Source organism: Flavobacterium microcysteis (assembly GCF_006385255.1).
Lineage (GTDB): Bacteria > Bacteroidota > Bacteroidia > Flavobacteriales > Flavobacteriaceae > Flavobacterium > Flavobacterium microcysteis.
This window is the reverse complement of the sequence record NZ_VFJE01000056.1, coordinates 134640-151074: the sequence shown is the minus strand read 5'-3', so window position 1 is coordinate 151074 and position 16435 is coordinate 134640. Positions and strand designations below refer to the sequence as shown.

Annotated in this window: 16 protein-coding genes; 12 read left to right on the top strand and 4 right to left on the bottom strand. The window is 37.9% G+C overall.

Going from position 1 to position 16435, the window contains the following annotated elements; all coding sequences use genetic code 11:
- Positions 1–20 precede the first annotated feature (20 nt).
- Positions 21–2627 carry a hybrid sensor histidine kinase/response regulator transcription factor gene (locus FJA49_RS14390; RefSeq protein WP_140001626.1) on the bottom strand — a complete coding sequence of 869 codons (2607 nt, stop codon included), beginning with the start codon at positions 2625–2627 and terminating at the stop codon, positions 21–23.
- A gap of 225 nt (positions 2628–2852) precedes the next feature.
- Here FJA49_RS14390 and FJA49_RS14385 point away from each other — a divergent pair, with 225 nt between their 5' ends.
- The 4 genes from FJA49_RS14385 (at position 2853) to FJA49_RS14370 (ending at position 6660) form a co-directional block, all read left to right on the top strand.
- A complete protein-coding gene (locus FJA49_RS14385; protein ID WP_140001625.1) occupies positions 2853–3698 on the top strand; it encodes a helix-turn-helix domain-containing protein in 846 nt (281 codons plus the stop codon).
- Between the two features lie 118 nt (positions 3699–3816).
- The gene (locus tag FJA49_RS14380; protein WP_140001624.1) at positions 3817–4734 is read left to right on the top strand and encodes an alpha/beta hydrolase; all 918 of its coding nucleotides are present in this window, start codon (positions 3817–3819) and stop codon (positions 4732–4734) included.
- Between the two features lie 80 nt (positions 4735–4814).
- Complete coding sequence (locus FJA49_RS14375; RefSeq protein WP_140001623.1) at positions 4815–5738, top strand: alpha/beta hydrolase; 924 nt, start codon at positions 4815–4817, stop codon at positions 5736–5738.
- Positions 5739–6030: 292 nt separating this feature from the next.
- Positions 6031–6660: a hypothetical protein gene (locus FJA49_RS14370; protein WP_140001622.1), complete on the top strand. Its 630-nt coding sequence runs from the start codon at positions 6031–6033 to the stop codon at positions 6658–6660.
- Positions 6661–6729: 69 nt separating this feature from the next.
- Here the strand turns inward: FJA49_RS14370 and FJA49_RS14365 are convergent, their stop codons facing one another.
- Both FJA49_RS14365 and FJA49_RS14360 read right to left on the bottom strand, forming a co-directional pair.
- Positions 6730–7362, bottom strand: coding sequence for a DNA-3-methyladenine glycosylase family protein (locus FJA49_RS14365; protein ID WP_140001621.1), 633 nt, complete (start codon positions 7360–7362; stop codon positions 6730–6732).
- 91 nt (positions 7363–7453) lie between these two features.
- Positions 7454–8212: a hypothetical protein gene (locus FJA49_RS14360; RefSeq protein ID WP_140001620.1), complete on the bottom strand. Its 759-nt coding sequence runs from the start codon at positions 8210–8212 to the stop codon at positions 7454–7456.
- 210 nt (positions 8213–8422) lie between these two features.
- On the opposite strand from FJA49_RS14360, the gene FJA49_RS14355 reads away from it, so the two are divergent.
- The 3 genes from FJA49_RS14355 to FJA49_RS14345 are packed head-to-tail and all read left to right on the top strand — an operon-like array spanning position 8423 to position 11235.
- Positions 8423–9493: a sensor histidine kinase gene (locus FJA49_RS14355; RefSeq protein ID WP_140001619.1), complete on the top strand. Its 1071-nt coding sequence runs from the start codon at positions 8423–8425 to the stop codon at positions 9491–9493.
- Positions 9490–10215 carry a LytR/AlgR family response regulator transcription factor gene (locus FJA49_RS14350; protein ID WP_140001618.1) on the top strand — a complete coding sequence of 242 codons (726 nt, stop codon included), beginning with the start codon at positions 9490–9492 and terminating at the stop codon, positions 10213–10215. Before FJA49_RS14355 ends, FJA49_RS14350 begins: the two co-directional genes overlap by 4 nt.
- 24 nt (positions 10216–10239) lie before the next feature.
- Positions 10240–11235, top strand: a complete 996-nt coding sequence (locus tag FJA49_RS14345) for a hypothetical protein (RefSeq protein WP_140001617.1) — start codon at positions 10240–10242, stop codon at positions 11233–11235.
- Positions 11236–11237: 2 nt separating this feature from the next.
- On the opposite strand, the gene FJA49_RS14340 is transcribed toward FJA49_RS14345, so the two are convergent.
- Positions 11238–12134 (bottom strand): LysR family transcriptional regulator, encoded by an 897-nt coding sequence (locus FJA49_RS14340; protein ID WP_140001616.1) that lies wholly within the window; start codon positions 12132–12134, stop codon positions 11238–11240.
- 101 nt (positions 12135–12235) lie between these two features.
- Between FJA49_RS14340 and FJA49_RS14335 the strand changes: the two genes are divergently transcribed.
- The 5 genes from FJA49_RS14335 (at position 12236) to abc-f (ending at position 16371) form a co-directional block, all read left to right on the top strand.
- Positions 12236–12829, top strand: a complete 594-nt coding sequence (locus FJA49_RS14335) for an NAD(P)H-dependent oxidoreductase (RefSeq protein ID WP_140001615.1) — start codon at positions 12236–12238, stop codon at positions 12827–12829.
- 4 nt (positions 12830–12833) lie between these two features.
- Positions 12834–13121: a putative quinol monooxygenase gene (locus tag FJA49_RS14330; RefSeq protein WP_140001614.1), complete on the top strand. Its 288-nt coding sequence runs from the start codon at positions 12834–12836 to the stop codon at positions 13119–13121.
- The gene (locus FJA49_RS14325) at positions 13121–14104 is read left to right on the top strand and encodes an aldo/keto reductase (protein WP_140001613.1); all 984 of its coding nucleotides are present in this window, start codon (positions 13121–13123) and stop codon (positions 14102–14104) included. The genes FJA49_RS14330 and FJA49_RS14325 overlap by 1 nt, the downstream gene beginning before the upstream one ends.
- A 187-nt stretch (positions 14105–14291) precedes the next feature.
- The gene (locus tag FJA49_RS14320) at positions 14292–14585 is read left to right on the top strand and encodes a hypothetical protein (RefSeq protein ID WP_101471175.1); all 294 of its coding nucleotides are present in this window, start codon (positions 14292–14294) and stop codon (positions 14583–14585) included.
- Between the two features lie 199 nt (positions 14586–14784).
- Positions 14785–16371 carry a ribosomal protection-like ABC-F family protein gene (abc-f, locus tag FJA49_RS14315; protein WP_140001612.1) on the top strand — a complete coding sequence of 529 codons (1587 nt, stop codon included), beginning with the start codon at positions 14785–14787 and terminating at the stop codon, positions 16369–16371.
- Positions 16372–16435: the final 64 nt, after the last annotated feature.

Here is a 16435-nt window from a genome sequence, read left to right as displayed (position 1 = left end):
TTGTTGCACCTGCAAAAAAATTATTGATTTTTAAGTACTTGGCTCGGGCTTTTGCCAAAGTATTCCGTAAAGGATTTAGTGAAATACGATTGGCTGTTGAAACCGCATTTATAAGCAATTTCGGTTATGTTGCCTTCGTTATTGAGCAAAAGATCTTTTGCTTTTTCAAGTCGGATCATACTGATAAAATTGGTAGTAGAAAATCCTGTCAAGGCAACTAATTTTCGATGGAGTTGGCTTCTGCTAACAGACATATTATCTGAAAGTTCATTAACAGAATAGTCTTGATTATCGATATTATTGACAATACAGCCAATGACTTTATTGACATAGGCATTTGGGCTTTTGATCCGTTCTTCAAATATTTTTTCAGAATGTATCGCTTCTTTGTAAGCCTCTTTATTTCGTTGAACCGTAGTAAACAGATTCTTTATCGTCAGCTTTAATTCTTCAGGCGAAAAAGGTTTGGAAATATAGGCATCCGCTCCGTGCTGCAATCCTTCCAAACGGCTTTCTAACGATGCTTTTGCAGAAAATAGCACAACAGGTAAATGATTTGTCAGTTCCTCAGATCGGATGTCTTTCAGCAATTCGATACCGTCTTTTTCAGGCATCATAACATCGGAAAGAACTATATCGGGCAAATTTTCACGGATTAAATCAAGAGCTTGCTGTCCGTTTTTAGCATGTATAATCTGGAAGTTTTCTTTTAAGACACCTATGCTAAAAGCAGCCGTATCTGCATCATCTTCTACTAACAAGAGTATTGGTGCACTTTCGTTCTGAATAGTCGAATCTATAACATTCGTAGCTTCTTGCACCGGAAGGGAAACCATAAATGTTGTTCCAGAAGAATTACTTTCAAGATGAATCGTACCCTGAACTAAATCTACCAATTCTTTAACAAGTGACAGTCCTATTCCCGTACCATTGGCATCGGAAACCTGATTTCCTCTGAAAAAACGACGGAATACTTTTTTCTGTTCTTTTTTCGGGATTCCCGGGCCAGTATCGCTTACACTAATGTTTAATCTGCCTTGTTCTATTTGTGATGCCACCTGAATTTTTGCTTTTGGCGTACAGTATTTCACGGCGTTTCCGATAAGGTTGGAAAGGATTTTTTCCAAAGCGTTAGACGGAAACGAATAATGCTTCTCCACATTATTTTTAATATGCGTAATCTGTATGTCTTTGGATTTGGCTTCGCTGGTAAAAGTGTCAATCGTGTTTTCAATAAAATCGTCAACCAATCCATTGGTATAGTGAAGCTGGAAACTGCCTCTGCCCAATTTTGATGCATCGAGCAATTCAGCAACCAGACTCATTAATTTTTTAGAATTTCGTTCCATCAGACCAAGCTGTTCTTCGTTTGAACTATCAGAACGTTGTTTCATAATCTGAATAGGTCCATCGATAAGCGTAAGTGGCGTCTTGATTTCATGCAAGATATTCTCAAACATCCTGAGTTTTTCCTGTTCAAATTTCTGAGTGATCTTTCTTCTTTGGAAAATCAAATAGATAATAAATCCGGCTACCAAAAACAGCAAAATCGAACCAAACAACAGGGCCGTACGCTCACTCTTTGCTTTTTCAGCTTCATGTTTATGTACCTGGATTTCTTTTTCTTTTTTCTCGCTTTGGTATTTGATTTCGAGTTCTTCGATTTCTTTTTGTTTTGCCGCCGTAAAGAGGCGTTGGCGTGCCTCGTTTTCTAATTTTTTATAATGATAGGCATTTTTAAAATCTCCCATCGACTCATACAAAACACTTATCCTTTCAAACAATGCAGGCTTATATTGATCTTCCGGTCGCAGTTCATTTACTGCAATCGCTTTCTTCATGTACTCAACTGCCTTGTTATAATTTTTCTTCTCCAAATAATAATCGCCCAAATTCTGGTGCGTAGTCATCATGGTGAGATGGTCTTTGTTTTTTTCGGAAAGCTCAAGTCCTTTTTCGTAATAATAAACACAGGAATCCGATTTAGTTCCTTGATAAGCTGCTCCAAGCGAGTTGTAAACCGTTGCGAGATACTTGTCTTGCTTATTTTTCAAAAGTGTCTTTTCAGCATCTTTTAGCGTGTGTATTGCTTCACCAAATGATTGGTTCATAATCTGCAAAGCTGCCAGATTTGCTGCGATGAAAGAATAATATTGGTAATCGTTTGCTTCTTTCTTGGCTTGCGCTGCCTGTTTCAGATACTGCTCCGCTTTTTTAGGATCGTTCAGATAGAAGTAACAGGTTCCTATTCCGTTGTAAATAGTTCCGGCCAAAGATTTTTCGTTATGTTTTTCCGCCAGTTTAAGCCCTTCTTGATAGGAAGAAATCGCTTCCTTCATTTTGTTTTGCTTTTGATAGGCTTCACCCATAAGGGCATAGGAACGAATCACTACGGAGTGATCTTTTATATTTTGCCCAATTTTTTGAGCTGCCTGACTATAGTAAAGACAAGAATCCTGATTGCTTGGCAAAAAATGTCTTGCGAGTTCGAGGTTTAGTTCCCCTTTTTTCAGCCCGTCTGCTTTTTTAATTAACGTATGCAGAGAATCTGCGGTATTTTGGCTTCTTAACTGTTGAGGAAAAACAATAGAAAAGACAATGATAAAGTAAAAAGCAAACTTTGCCATAGTATTTGGGGGCTTGATTAGGTTTTTGAATTGTCTACAAAAATATAGAAATTCATCACATTTCCTATTTTTCAAGCGTTAAAGCAGCAATATTGTTAGAAATTTTGGCAAAACAGCTTTTGGCAGAATCAATCCGTAAAAAGTTTCACTTTATCCTTTAAATGTTTCAGTATAGCCTTGAGCAGAATTTTAATTTTGTAAATTTATTTATTAAAATTAGCTGAAGTGGACAAACTTTATAACATTCCCGGATTTTTAAAATATCTAAATCTAGGCGCTCCAAAAAGTGATTTCGTGCATGCTGTTCAATTTGACAGCGAAGACCGTATTTTGCTACAGTCAAAACCGGTAGCGATTGATTTTTACATTCTGGCTATAAAAACGAACAAAGATATTCCGCAATCTGAAGGAATGTCCAGTTCTTATGTTTATCTGGATGGTCCTAATAAAACTTTAGAATGGAATTTTTCCAGTTCTTTTAGCGGTTATGCCCTATTTATAAGCGATAAATTACTCGCAAAACACGCCAAGGAATATAATTTCATGAACTACAACAACCATGAAGCCCTTTTTGTAACTGATGAAGAAAAAGCTATTCTTCTGGATTTATTTGAAAAAGCACATCAGGAATACTTAAAAGCAAACTTCTCAAAAGAAGTCATTGTTTCTTATACTGCCTTAATTCTTTCTTATACCTACGAATTTTACAAACGCCAATTCGAATCGCGAAGTAAATTATACAACAAAGTAGTAGCCGATTTTTATTCGCAATTGGATACTTATTTTAATGAGGGCTCTAAAATGCTTATCCTTCCGTCTGTTACCTATTTTGCCCAAAAGGCTAATCTAACAGCCAATTATTTTGGTGACCTCATCAAATATTTCACCGGAAGCTCACCACAGGAACACATACATCAGTATATCATACAAATAGCCAAAAGCAAACTACGACAGTCTGACCTGACAATCAGTGAGATTGCCTATAGTCTCGGCTTTGAATATCCTACCTATTTCACCCGTTTTTTCAGGAAAGAAACAGGCATTACACCAACAGTTTTTAGAAATCAGTAATTTGTTTCAATATTGCGGTAATTTGTTTTCCATCCAGGTTTGATAAGCTAACTAATTTTGTCTTGTAAAATGATACAGATACCAAATCTGTAAATGTTTAATCAAAACAAATAACATCATGTCACAAAAAATCAATTTCAAAAACAGCAATAATGCAAACATAACGATAGCTGCAATTATCAATTTTCCGGAAGGCTTTAGCAATAGTCAAAAATATCCAGCTATTATCGTAAGTCATCCCGGTGGAGGTGTAAAAGAACAAACTGCAGGTCTTTATGCCCAAAAACTAGCCAAGCAAGGATTCGTAACAATTGCTTATGATGCTTCTTATCAAGGTGAGAGCACAGGCGAGCCACGCCAATTAGAAAATCCTTATATCAGAACGGAAGATATTAGTGCCGTTTTAGACTACCTGACAACACTTCCTTATGTTGATACGGATAAAATTGGCGCCATGGGTATTTGTGCTGGTGCTGGTTATACCGCCAATGCAGCAATCAATGATCATCGTATCAAGGCTGTGGGAACTGTAAGTGCCGTCAATATTGGCGCTATGTTCCGCAACGGTTGGGATAATAACGTAAAAGATGCTGATGCTCTTCCTTATTTGGTTGCCGGATCGAATGCAAGAACTTCGGATGCCAGCGGAGCAGCTATAGCAACTATGCCATTAGCTCCAATGAAAGAAGAAGATGCTCCAAATGAAGAATTAAGACAGGCGTGGGAATATTATCATACAGACCGTTGTCAATATCCTACTGCTCCCGGATATGCAACTGCAAGAAGCCTTTCGCAAATTATTTCATATGATGCCTACAACAAAGCCGAAGCTTTCCTTACACAACCCTTACTGGCTATAGCCGGAAGCAATGCCGGAAGTAAATGGATGAGTGACGATCTTATTGCACGTGCAGCGAGCAAAGACAAAGCAATACACATCGTAGAAGGAGCCAACCATATGTCATTGTATGATATTCCTCAATATGTAGATGAAGCGGTTTCTGTATTGGTACCTTTCTTTCAAAAAAATCTTTAATATCTTATAAAAAGCTTAGGCTGGGCAACTCTTTATCGAGTTGCCTTGACCCTCTATATACTTTAAAAACATAAAAAATCATGACACAATCTATTAAATTTAAAAACAGGGCATGGGAAAATGCAGCGCTTCTTCTATTGCCTGACAATTTTGACGAAAAACAAAAATATCCTGCAATTATCAGCGTACATCCTATTGGGAGCTGCAAAGAGCAGACTTCTGGTAATGTTTATGGAAAAGCATTAGCTGAAGCTGGTTATATAGTGCTTGCTATCGATGCATCTTTTCAAGGCGAAAGTGGCGGTTCACCCAGATTTATCGAAGACCCTTACGAACGTATTGAAGACATTCGTTGTGCTGCAGATTATTTAATGACATTGCCTTATATTGATGAAGACCGTATCGGCATACTTGGTGTGTGCGGTGGAGGTGCTTATTCTTTGAATGCAGCAATGACAGAACGTCGTATCAAAGCCGTAGTTTCTATTACCGGTGTTAATTTTGGGCGCTTGACACGTGAAGGATTTGCCGGAGGCACGCCAATCGAAACACTTGATGCTATTGCGAAACAACGTACAGCCGAAGCACGCGGTAGTGAACTTCTAGTAAACGATTTACTACCGGCATCAGTAGAAATCGCTCAAAAAAATGGCATTACTGATATTGATGTTTTGGAAGCAACAGAATATTATAAAACGCCAAGAGGACAAAAACCTAACGGAGCAACGAGCGCTATGTTTTCTCGTCTTGGAGTTGCAATTGGTTGGGATGCTTTCTTTATGGCTGAAGAACTACTTACACAGCCTATATTGGTAGTTATTGGAGAAAAACCGGGAGCTTTTGGAGCCTATCGTGATGGTTTCGAAATTGTTCGCAGAGCTGCTTCCGCAAAAAAAGAACTTTTGGTTGTAAAAGGTCAATCTCATTATGATTTATACGACAAACCGGAAGCCGTTTCGCAAGCCCTTGAAAAGGTAATTCCTTTCTTTAAGGAAAATCTATAACATTATTTCTTTGCTCGTCAAGACGAGTAATAGTGCCACAACAGCATAGTTGCAACGGTTCGGAAAGGCTGCCAATTGGCGGCCTTTCTATTAGAATTTTCACGGGAAGTTTCTTTGGACATATTTTTCAGCTACTATAGGGCATTCACTGCCGCCAGAACTCCCAAACCCTCTGTTATAAAAGTCATTATAATAAAAAGAAAATGTAAAATTTCGCATACAAATGCACCAAAATTAACATCTACTTATTTCATATTTCTTAAATTAGTCGCAAATCAAAAAAAGGTACCAAATGCTAAAAAACACACTAATCACAGGTATGGCATTCCTAATGCTTTCCTGTGGCAATGAAAAAAAGGAAGAAAACAACACAGATACTGAAAGTGTAAACGTTGTTGAAGGAGTGAAAAACCTAAGTAAGATGTCAGATGCGGCATCTACATTAGAAGAACAAACTGCCAAACTGAAGGAAATGACTCCGCTCACCAATGACGAGCTTAAAGCAGTCGTTCCGGAAACTTTGGGCGGTCTGAAAAGAAAAAGCTACAGCGCTGGCGCCATGGGTACAGTTGGATTAAGCGCAATTGATGCTGAATATGGCTTAGAAAGTGACGATACAACAAAAAGAATTAATATAGGAATCATGGACGGTGCTGGTGAGAGCGGAAGTGCCATTGTTTCACTACTTGCCATGGGCCTAAGCATGGATACGGAATCAGAGTCTAACGGAACAAAAAGCAAAACAACCGAAATTAACGGTATACGTGCAATGACAGAAGAAACGAAAATAGACCAAACCGTACGTTCTTCTATCAAATATATCGTCAAGGATCGTTATTCTATAAATCTTTCCGGAGAAGGATATAGCCTTGCAGAACTGGAAGTTTTTATGAAAAATATAAATACCAGTTCTCTAAAATAGTCTGGTATCACAACTGTTGCAGAAAGGCTGTCGTTTTGTACAGCCTTTTTTATTTGCAGTCGTTTTCTTTTACTTTTTTACACGCTGCGACAAATAATAATGCCACAGCAACATAGTTGCAACTGTGCGGAAAGGCTGCCAATCGGCGGCTTTTTCTATTAAGATTTCACGGGAAGTTTCTTTAGGCATATTTTTCAACTGCTTTAGGGCATTTACTGCCGCCAGATCACCTATTGGAAAAATATCGGAACGTTTCAATACAAAAATAAGATAGACATCAATCGTCCAATTGCCAATGCCTTTCAACCGGCTCAATGTAGTGCGGATAGCTTCATCAGATTGTGTTTCCAACAACTGTAAATCAATTTGTTTATCTAGTAGTGCCTGAGCCAAATGTTTTACATAAGTCGTTTTTTGTCGGCTGAAATAACAAGCCCTGAACTCTTCATCAGACAAAGACAATATACGTTCGGGTGTAATTTCTCCAACATAATCTCTCAATTTGTTGAGAGTTGCCAATGCCGAAGCGATAGACACCTGCTGTTCCAGTATGATATGCACCAAGGTTTCAAACGTATTGGGTCGTGACCAAAACGGCGGATAATCATATCGGTCAAGAATATTTTTGATGTCTTCATCTTTTGCGGCAAGACTGTCGCATAAGCTCCGAAATTCGGAAGGTGTAAATTGGCTGAACTCCATAACAATTGATACTGTAATAAAGCATAAAGCTAATCACTTTTGGAATAGCTTGCTACATAAAAACAGTAAAATAGAATCATCCTATTGGGTTTTAAGCAACACCACTAGCAACTAACGGTACGCCTTTAATGGCCATCCCGATTTGTGTCATGACATTTAATTCGATGATTTCGGAAGTATAAAAGTCAAAAAGGAATATTTTTTCAAAACCCGATGAAAAGGCAGCTGTTTTTATGGCTTCGTCAATAATAAACGACCTGCAGTTGTTGTCAATAGCGCTCAATACTATTACAAGCCATTGTTTTTGGTCTGACTGCAATAAATAGTTTTGGTTTATGATGTTCTGTACATCTTCATAAGTGCATTCCAACATCTTGAAATCACGATTTACGATTCGAAATTCTGATGATGGTAGTTTTCGAATGCGTTCTACATATTTAAATAGTATGACTTCTCCTTTGATTCCTGAAATAATCTCACTTTTGAGTTTTAGGATTTCAGTGGCATCAAAATTAGCTTCCGGATTGCGAAACTCCACGTTATAGAGTCCTTTATAGCGAGCACCAAGCTCTGAAAATTCGGCTTCGATTTCTGAAAGGATTTTTGAAATGGCGTTCTCTTTTGGTGTAAGAAATAAATCCGAAGTAACCACACTGACTTTTTCAGCCAAACCGTCAACATCTTCCAATTGGATTTCTCCCTTTTGAGTAATAATCGCCCGGTTGTCATACAAGTCGGTAAATTTCCATAAATCAACAATCGCTTTGATTTCCTGTTCTTTGGCGCAAGTTTCCTGTTTTGAACTCTCGATGGCTGTAATCCAGCGCTCTATTGATTGGATTGATTTCATACTTTTTTTATTTCAAAAGTAGAGGGAACAGTAAAGCTGCCTGTTTTTTTTATACCAACACAAACTTATTTTATACAAAAACCGTTATTTAATAGATTTAATACCCAAACAGGCAAAAAACCTTTTTGTATAATTTAAAAGGCGGTTGGTATAAATTAATTGGGGATTGCTTTTTTTTAGTCTTATTTCGCATCGTTAATATCTATAGCCTTGAAAGACACTTGTTTTCAAAATAATTTTATAAAATTCCTCATCGATCCAAAATATAGGGTCTGGAGGCATTTGTCCATTATTTTATACATCATTGCATTTTCGTACGATTCAGGAGAAATCAAAGAATATAGCGGCGATTTTCACTACTATATAAAATGGTTATGGATTATCTATTTCCTGGCAATGGTCTATATCAATATGTATGTGCTCGTCCCAAAGCTTTTGTTTAAGGGCGAATATATTTCCTATTTGCTGTGTCTCGTTCTGCTTATCGTATGCAGTTTTATACTCGTAAAAAATGGACTGAATTATTTTGATCAGTATCGGATTACGCCACGGAAGGTTTTTTCAAGCTTTTTTAGGGAAATCCTGGCTACTTCCAACCTGCTTACGATTTTGGTTTTTTCGTCAACTTCTATAAAATTATTCCAGCAATGGGCACGCGACACGGCGCGAATCAATGAGCTGGAAACAAATTCCCTGCAACTGGAACTCAAAGAATTAAAGAATCAGATCAATCCGCATTTTCTTTTCAATATGCTGAACAATGTCAACGTATTGGTTAAAAAAAATCCGGAGAAAGCTTCAGCCATTATCATGAAATTGTCTGATTTCCTTCGTTACCAATTGTATGACAATAACCAGCCTTCTGTATTGCTTTTATCTGAAATACAGTTCCTAAACGATTTTATGGAGCTTGAGAAGATTCGCCGTGATGATTTTAATTTCAGGATTGCGATTGAAAACGAAGACAGTAACAGCAACATGATTTCACAACTGGTGCTTCCTCCTAACCTCTTTACTACATTTATAGAGAATGCTATCAAGCACAGTGCTGACCTCGACCATCCTTCTAAAATAGATATCTCTTTTACGATTTATAAAAGAGAACTCGTTTTTATCTGTTCTAATACCAAACCCGCCGAACCAATTGATGACCGACAAAAAGGAGGACTCGGATTAGCAAATACCAGACGTAGGTTGGATTTGCTATATGCTAAGGATTATAAATTAGATATTGACGACCTTGATAAAAGATATACCGTAACCTTAACCTTGCCCATATGAATTGCATAATCGTTGATGACGAACCTCTTGCCAGAGAGAGCATGCTCCTGCTCTTACAGGATATTCCTGAATTGAATGTTATTGGATGCTTCAATGGCCCTAAAAAGGCTAGGGAATTCATGCTTGAAAATACAGTTGACCTGATTTTTCTCGACATACAGATGCCGGGAATTAACGGATTGGAATTTGCAGAATCCATTCCGGAACAAACCCTCATCATCTTTACCACCGCTTACTCACAATATGCCTTAAAAAGTTATGAGGTAGATGCTATAGACTATCTCGTAAAACCAATTATTAAAAATCGGTTGGAAAAATCGATTAAAAAAGCATTTGCTTACCGCGAATTACTGTCCGGTAAGGAAGAAAAAAGTACCTTGGAAAGTCTGGAAACCGACTTTATGCTTATAAAATCAGAACGGAAATTCCACAAAATTCTTTTCAGGGATGTGCTCTATATCGAAGGACTGAAGGACTATGTCGTGATTTATGCCAATGACAGCAAGATTATCACGGCCATGAACCTCAAAACCATATCGCAGCACCTTCCGGAAACCCAATTTATCCGTGTCAGCAAATCCTATATGGTCAATGTGCAGCATATTGATTCTTTTGACAACCATACCATTTATATCAAGACTTCTGAGATTCCGATTGGAGAAGTATTCCGTAAAAAGTTCCTCGAACAATATCTTGGAAAAAACATTTCGGACAGACTATAACAACAACCTTTTTAAAAACATGCTATGAAATCAAAAATTTTGCCTTTTGCAATACTGCTATGTGTTTTTGCAAATGCACAAGAAAAAGAAGAATTAAAAGAAAATGTCAAGGCTGCTGTAACTGAAAGATTTCCTTCCACCCGTTTTTTGGATTTCCAGTACCAGCAATACCTGCCTACCGATTTTGACTCCGAGTTATTCGACAAAGCTTTTGAAAAAGGAGAAATCAAAAACCATTACCGATTCAATGCGAATTCGAATTTTGTCGTCTTTTCCAAACCGAGATGGAGCGTTACTACATCCCTTAATTACAAATATGAGGCTTTTGAGCTAAACGATGTTGAAAATGTAGCTGGCGATGCTATTGCACCTTATGACAAAAAAGTAGATTTCCATTACCTCTCCGCAACACTAAGTTTTACTTATTTTGCCCGATTATTCAACAAACCTTTTATCTATAATGCTAGTTTTACTGCTGATGGTAGTGAAAAAGATATCGAGCGTTTGAAAGGTTTTATAGGTGCTACAATTATTCTGAAAAAAACAGAAAGAACCATGATTGGTGTTGGAGCACTTATCTTTATCGATCCGGCTTCTCCGGTTCCGGCTGCACCAACTTTTATGATGGAACACCGTTTTCAAAACTCGCCTTGGATATTTGACCTGATTTTACCACAAAGGCTCTTATTCCACAGACCGGTATCTGAAAATGGAAAATTCTCTATAGGAACGGAACTCAACGGTGACGGATTTTATGTCTATAACAATAATGCACCCGGTTTTGCCGATGTTTATGATTACCGAATTTTAGAACTTCGTTCAGGACTGACCTATGAGCATCATATCAACAAAACAATTATTGCCACGTTCAAAACCGGATTGTCAACTGTTTTTAATTCAAGGCTGTCCGAAAGAGGAGAAAACACAAACGATTATATCTTTTCGACCAAACAAGACGGAACGGGTTATTTCAATGTTGGAATCTCATTTATGCCTGATTTCAAAAAGAAGAAAAACTAGTTTTATTTCATCACTTTCATAAATATTTCTTTGATCAAGGCAATCTCGTCTGCGTAGATTGTCTTTTTTCTTGTGGCAAAATGAAGCGTATTGGTCAAAGGTACTTTTCCTTGCCATATCATTTTGATTTGCCCGCTATCAATGTCTTTTTTGCACAGGAAATCCGGAATTACTGCCAATCCCTGTCCGCTGCTAAGACAACGCACAATAGAGTTTAGGTTAGGCACGATATAATTGGGGCGGAAGTCCGGATATTTGTTGAAGTTCAACTGCCAGAATCTTCTCAAATGCTCCATGTCTCCGGTTGTTCCATACCATTTCTGCTGTTTCAGCCATGATTCTACAGCTTCAAAATCTCCTGTTTCTTCCAAGGCATGGAATGCCTGCACATCCGTTTCATTACCTCCAACGAGCACTATTGTTTCAGAAGAAAAAGGCTGATAATCGATGCTGCTTTTAGGAACCATTTGTGGCGTGATGATAATGTCTAATATTCCTTTTTCGAGATTTTCAACCATTTCCGGATATTCTCCAAATTGGATAATTACATTAAATGGCAAGGTCGCAATATATTGCTCCAACGTAATCTGGAACGTTTCAAAACACATACCCACACTAATCGTAGGCGTGTGCTTCTCTGTACTCCGCTGGAAATTCTTTTCGGCTTCTTCCAGTTTTGTCATCGCTTCGATAATAAAATTATAAAGCACTTTACCTCTTTCCGTAGGAACCATTTTGCGTCCCGTACGGTCAAATAGCTTATATCCTACATAATTTTCCAGCGAACTCAAATGCAGGCTGACTCCCGGTTGTGAGATAAACAGTACTTCCGCTGCTCCGGTAAGCGTTCCCGATTTATATACGGCCTTAAATGTCCTGTACCATTCCAGATTTACCATAATTCAACTATTATAATTATAATACAAAGGTATGAATTAAGTTATTTTAATAATAGATAATACCGCCATAAATTTGCATCATCAAATGAATTAATACGATCATGAAAAAAATATTTATAATCAATGGCGGTCAAAAATTTGGCCATTCCGGTGGTAAGTTCAACGAAACTATCGCTCAGGAAACGTTTAACTTTTTTAAAAACAATCCCAATTTTGAAGTACAGATAACAGATGTCAACAACGAATACGACCCTGCTAAAGAAGTAGAAAAATTTGTTTGGGCTGATGTTGTTATCTACCACACTCCTATTTGGTGGTTCCAGATTCCTCATGCCTTTAAGCAATATATTGATGTTGTATTTACTGAAGGCCATGCTACCGGAATTTACCATAGCGATGGCCGTTCTTCAGAAAACCCAACTATCAATTATGGAACTGGTGGAATGCTGCATGGTAGAAAATACATGCTTACCACTTCATGGAATGCACCAAAAGAAGCCTTTACGCTTCCTGACGAATTCTTCCAACAGAAAAATGTCGATGAAGGCGTTATGTTTGGTTTCCACCGCATGAATGCTTTTACCGGAATGGCTCCGCTGCAAGGCATACACTTTCACGATATTGAAAAAAATGCCGATGTAGAAAGAGACCTCGTATTGTATAACAAACACCTGAATAACATCTTTTTAAACTAATCCTATGATACATCTGACAGCAATAGTAAAAAGCAAACCGGAGCATACTGATGCAGTAAAATCATTACTAATGAACATGGTAGTTCATTCCAAAAAAGAAACGGCCTGTCTTCAATATGACCTGCATCAAAACAGCGCAGAGCCTACTATTTTTGTTTTCCATGAAATCTGGAACGATGAAAAAGGACTCGAAGCACATAACAGCCAACCTTATATTCAGGAGTTTGTAAAAGCAGCTGAAACTCTTTTGGAAGACAATGTAATTATATATAAAACACAAAAAATAGGATAATGGAATATAGAAAATTAGGAAATTCTGATTTGGAGCTTTCCGCAATAACGTATGGTGCATTTGCCATTGGCGGAACCATGTGGGGCGGTAATGAAAAACAGGATTCTATCAAAGCCGTACACGCTTCACTTGACCATGGAGTCACTTCGCTGGATACGGCTCCATTTTACGGAATGGGACTAAGCGAGGAACTGATTGGCGAAGCCATCAAAGGAAAAAACCGTGATAAAATACAGCTGCTAACAAAATTCGGACTGGTATGGGACGGAAGCAATAACGGAAAAGGAGATTATTTCTTTGATGCCGAAAGCAACGGAAAAACCTTTCCTGTATATAAATATGCATCCAAAGCAAATATCATCAAAGAATTGGAAGAAAGCTTAAACCGTCTGGGTACGGATTATATCGACCTGCTTCAGATTCACTGGCCGGATTCGACAACTCCGATTGATGAAACTATGGAAGCGTTAAACCTGCTTATTGAGCAAGGAAAAATTCGTGCAGCCGGCGTTTGTAATTACGACCTTTCGCAATTAAAAGAAGCCGGTAAGACAATACAACTGGTTTCAAACCAGGTTCCGTTTAGCATGCTGAACCGTGCTATCGAAAATGAAATTGTTCCCTATGTAATCGAAAACAATATTGGTATTATTGCGTATAGTCCAATGGAAAGAGGATTACTGACAGGTAAGTATTTCAAAGAGGCCAAACTGAAATCTGACGACCACAGAAATGGTTATTTCGGGCAATTTTCTGCCGAGAAAGTCAAGACACTCCTTGATAAAATTGAACCCATTGCCCAAAGCAAAAATGTTTCTTTATCACAGCTTGTTTTACGCTGGACGACATTACAACAAGGAATCAGCGTGGTTTTAGCCGGAGCCAGAAATGCAGCCCAGGCCATCGAAAATGCAAAATCTGCCGATGTTACGATTACTGCATCAGAAATGAAACTTATTAATGATGCCATCAGCCAGTTTTAATTTTTCTGAAACTTGAAACATTCTCTTATAATGTTATAATACAAATGCCTCAAGGCAGTCGTAAATTTACCCATCTTATCACATTTTTAAGATGGGTAATTTTATTTTTACAAAACATGATTTTTATCATAAAACGCTGACTCAATGTATACTTACCTTTACAGTATAAATTTTAAAGCATCTTATCATGAAAACATATAATGATTATTTGACAGGTTATAAAAGAGGTTTTATTGGCTTTACAACATTGAGTGTTCTTGCTCAAAGCTGCCTTGGTGCTATTGCCGCAATGTTTATTCTTATGGGTGGTACTTCAATCTGGCATATGATACAATTATTCTTCGTAACCATATTCTGTATGGGATTTAACGCAGCCGTATTGTCTCAGCAAAAACCAAAATTTGTATTTGCCTTTCTTATTGTCAGCGTTTCTTTTAGTATTTTCTTTTCTCTTCTGAATATTCATTACCTATTTGCATAAATAAGCTTTGCGACTCTGCGGCTTTGCGTGAAATGATTGCTCGCAAAGCCGCAGAGTCGCAAAGTTCAATTACATTTTGTATATTTGCCCTCTCACTTCAATAGAAAATAACGTGTAAAAAATAATTTCTTTCTGGTAATTAAAAATGGCGAACCTCATCGCGGCTTCACCTTTTCATTAATCTTAAACGAAAGAAATTATGCTGATTTTACAGAATATTTCCTATACACACTCCAATAAAGAAGTGCTGTTTGGCAACATCAGCCTGACAGTTAACCATCACAACAAAATAGCATTAATAGGCAGTAACGGAACCGGAAAATCTACGTTGCTCAAAATTATTGCAGGCGAACTGCAACCCGTAAGCGGACAACGAATTGTTGATGCCGAACCGTATTATATTCCGCAGATTTTCGGACAATACAATCATTTGACCATTGCGCAAGCATTGAAAATTGAAACAAAACTCAATGCGCTGCAAGAAATCCTAAACGAAAACGTAACGGAAGAAAATTACACCTTGCTGGATGATGATTGGACGATTGAAGAACGATGTAACGAAGCTTTACAACATTGGCAACTCACTGACCTGAACTTGTCGCAAAAAATGGAAACATTGAGCGGCGGACAAAAAACAAAAGTTTTTTTGGCGGGAATTTCCATCCATCAGCCAGAGTTGGTTTTATTGGACGAGCCAAGCAACCATCTTGATGTTCCAGGAAGACAACTTTTATACGACTTTATTCAGTCTACAAAAAGCACCTTGGTTGTTGTAAGCCATGATCGGAAATTGCTAAACCTGTTGGATACGATTTGTGAATTGAGCAAACACGGAATTAAAGTCTATGGTGGTAATTACGATTTTTTCACAGCCCAAAAAGAAATTGAAAATAATGCTCTGAATCAGGATATCCAAAGCAAAGAAAAAGCATTGCGGAAAGCCAAAGAAAAAGAACGGGAAACGTTAGAACGGCAACAAAAATTAGACAGTCGGGGGAAAGGAAAACAGGAAAAAGCCGGTGTTGCCAAAATCATGATGAACACCTTGCGAAACAATGCCGAAAACAGCACTTCAAAACTCAAAAGCGTGCATGCAGAAAAGATTGGCGGCATTTCAAAGGACCTGCAGGAACTCCGTTCTGCTTTGCCTGATATTGATAAGATGAGATTTGGTTTCGACAATTCATCATTACATCAAGGAAAAGTCTTATTTACGGCAACCGAAATTAATTTTACTTACAGTACGCAGTCACTTTGGAATGACAACCTGAGTTTTCAATTTACAAGCGGCGAACGTATTGTCTTAAAAGGAACAAACGGTTCCGGGAAAACGACTTTAATAAAATTGATTTTAGGAACTTTAGAACCGCAAACGGGAACCATTTACAGGGCAGACAATAAATCGGTTTATATCGATCAGGATTATTCTTTGCTTGACAACAAGCTAAAAGTTTATGAACAGGCACAGCAATTCAATTCTTCCTCCTTGCAAGAACACGAAATAAAAATCAGGCTCAATCGCTTTTTGTTTAGCCGAGAAGATTGGGATAAACCCTGCAGTGCGTTAAGTGGTGGCGAAAGGATGCGTTTGTTGCTTTGCTGCCTGACCATTAGCAGTCAGTCGCCGGATATTATTATACTAGATGAACCAACCAATAATTTAGACATCAAAAACGTAGAGATATTGACCGCTGCTATAAATGAATATCAAGGTACTTTGATCGTTGTTTCGCACGATGAGTATTTTTTGGAGGAAGTTAGAGTGGGTAGGGTTATTGAGGTTTAGAAGGCATTAAGGTTTTGAGGTACTAAGGTGCTAAGGCGCTAAGCTACTGAGATACTAAGGTACT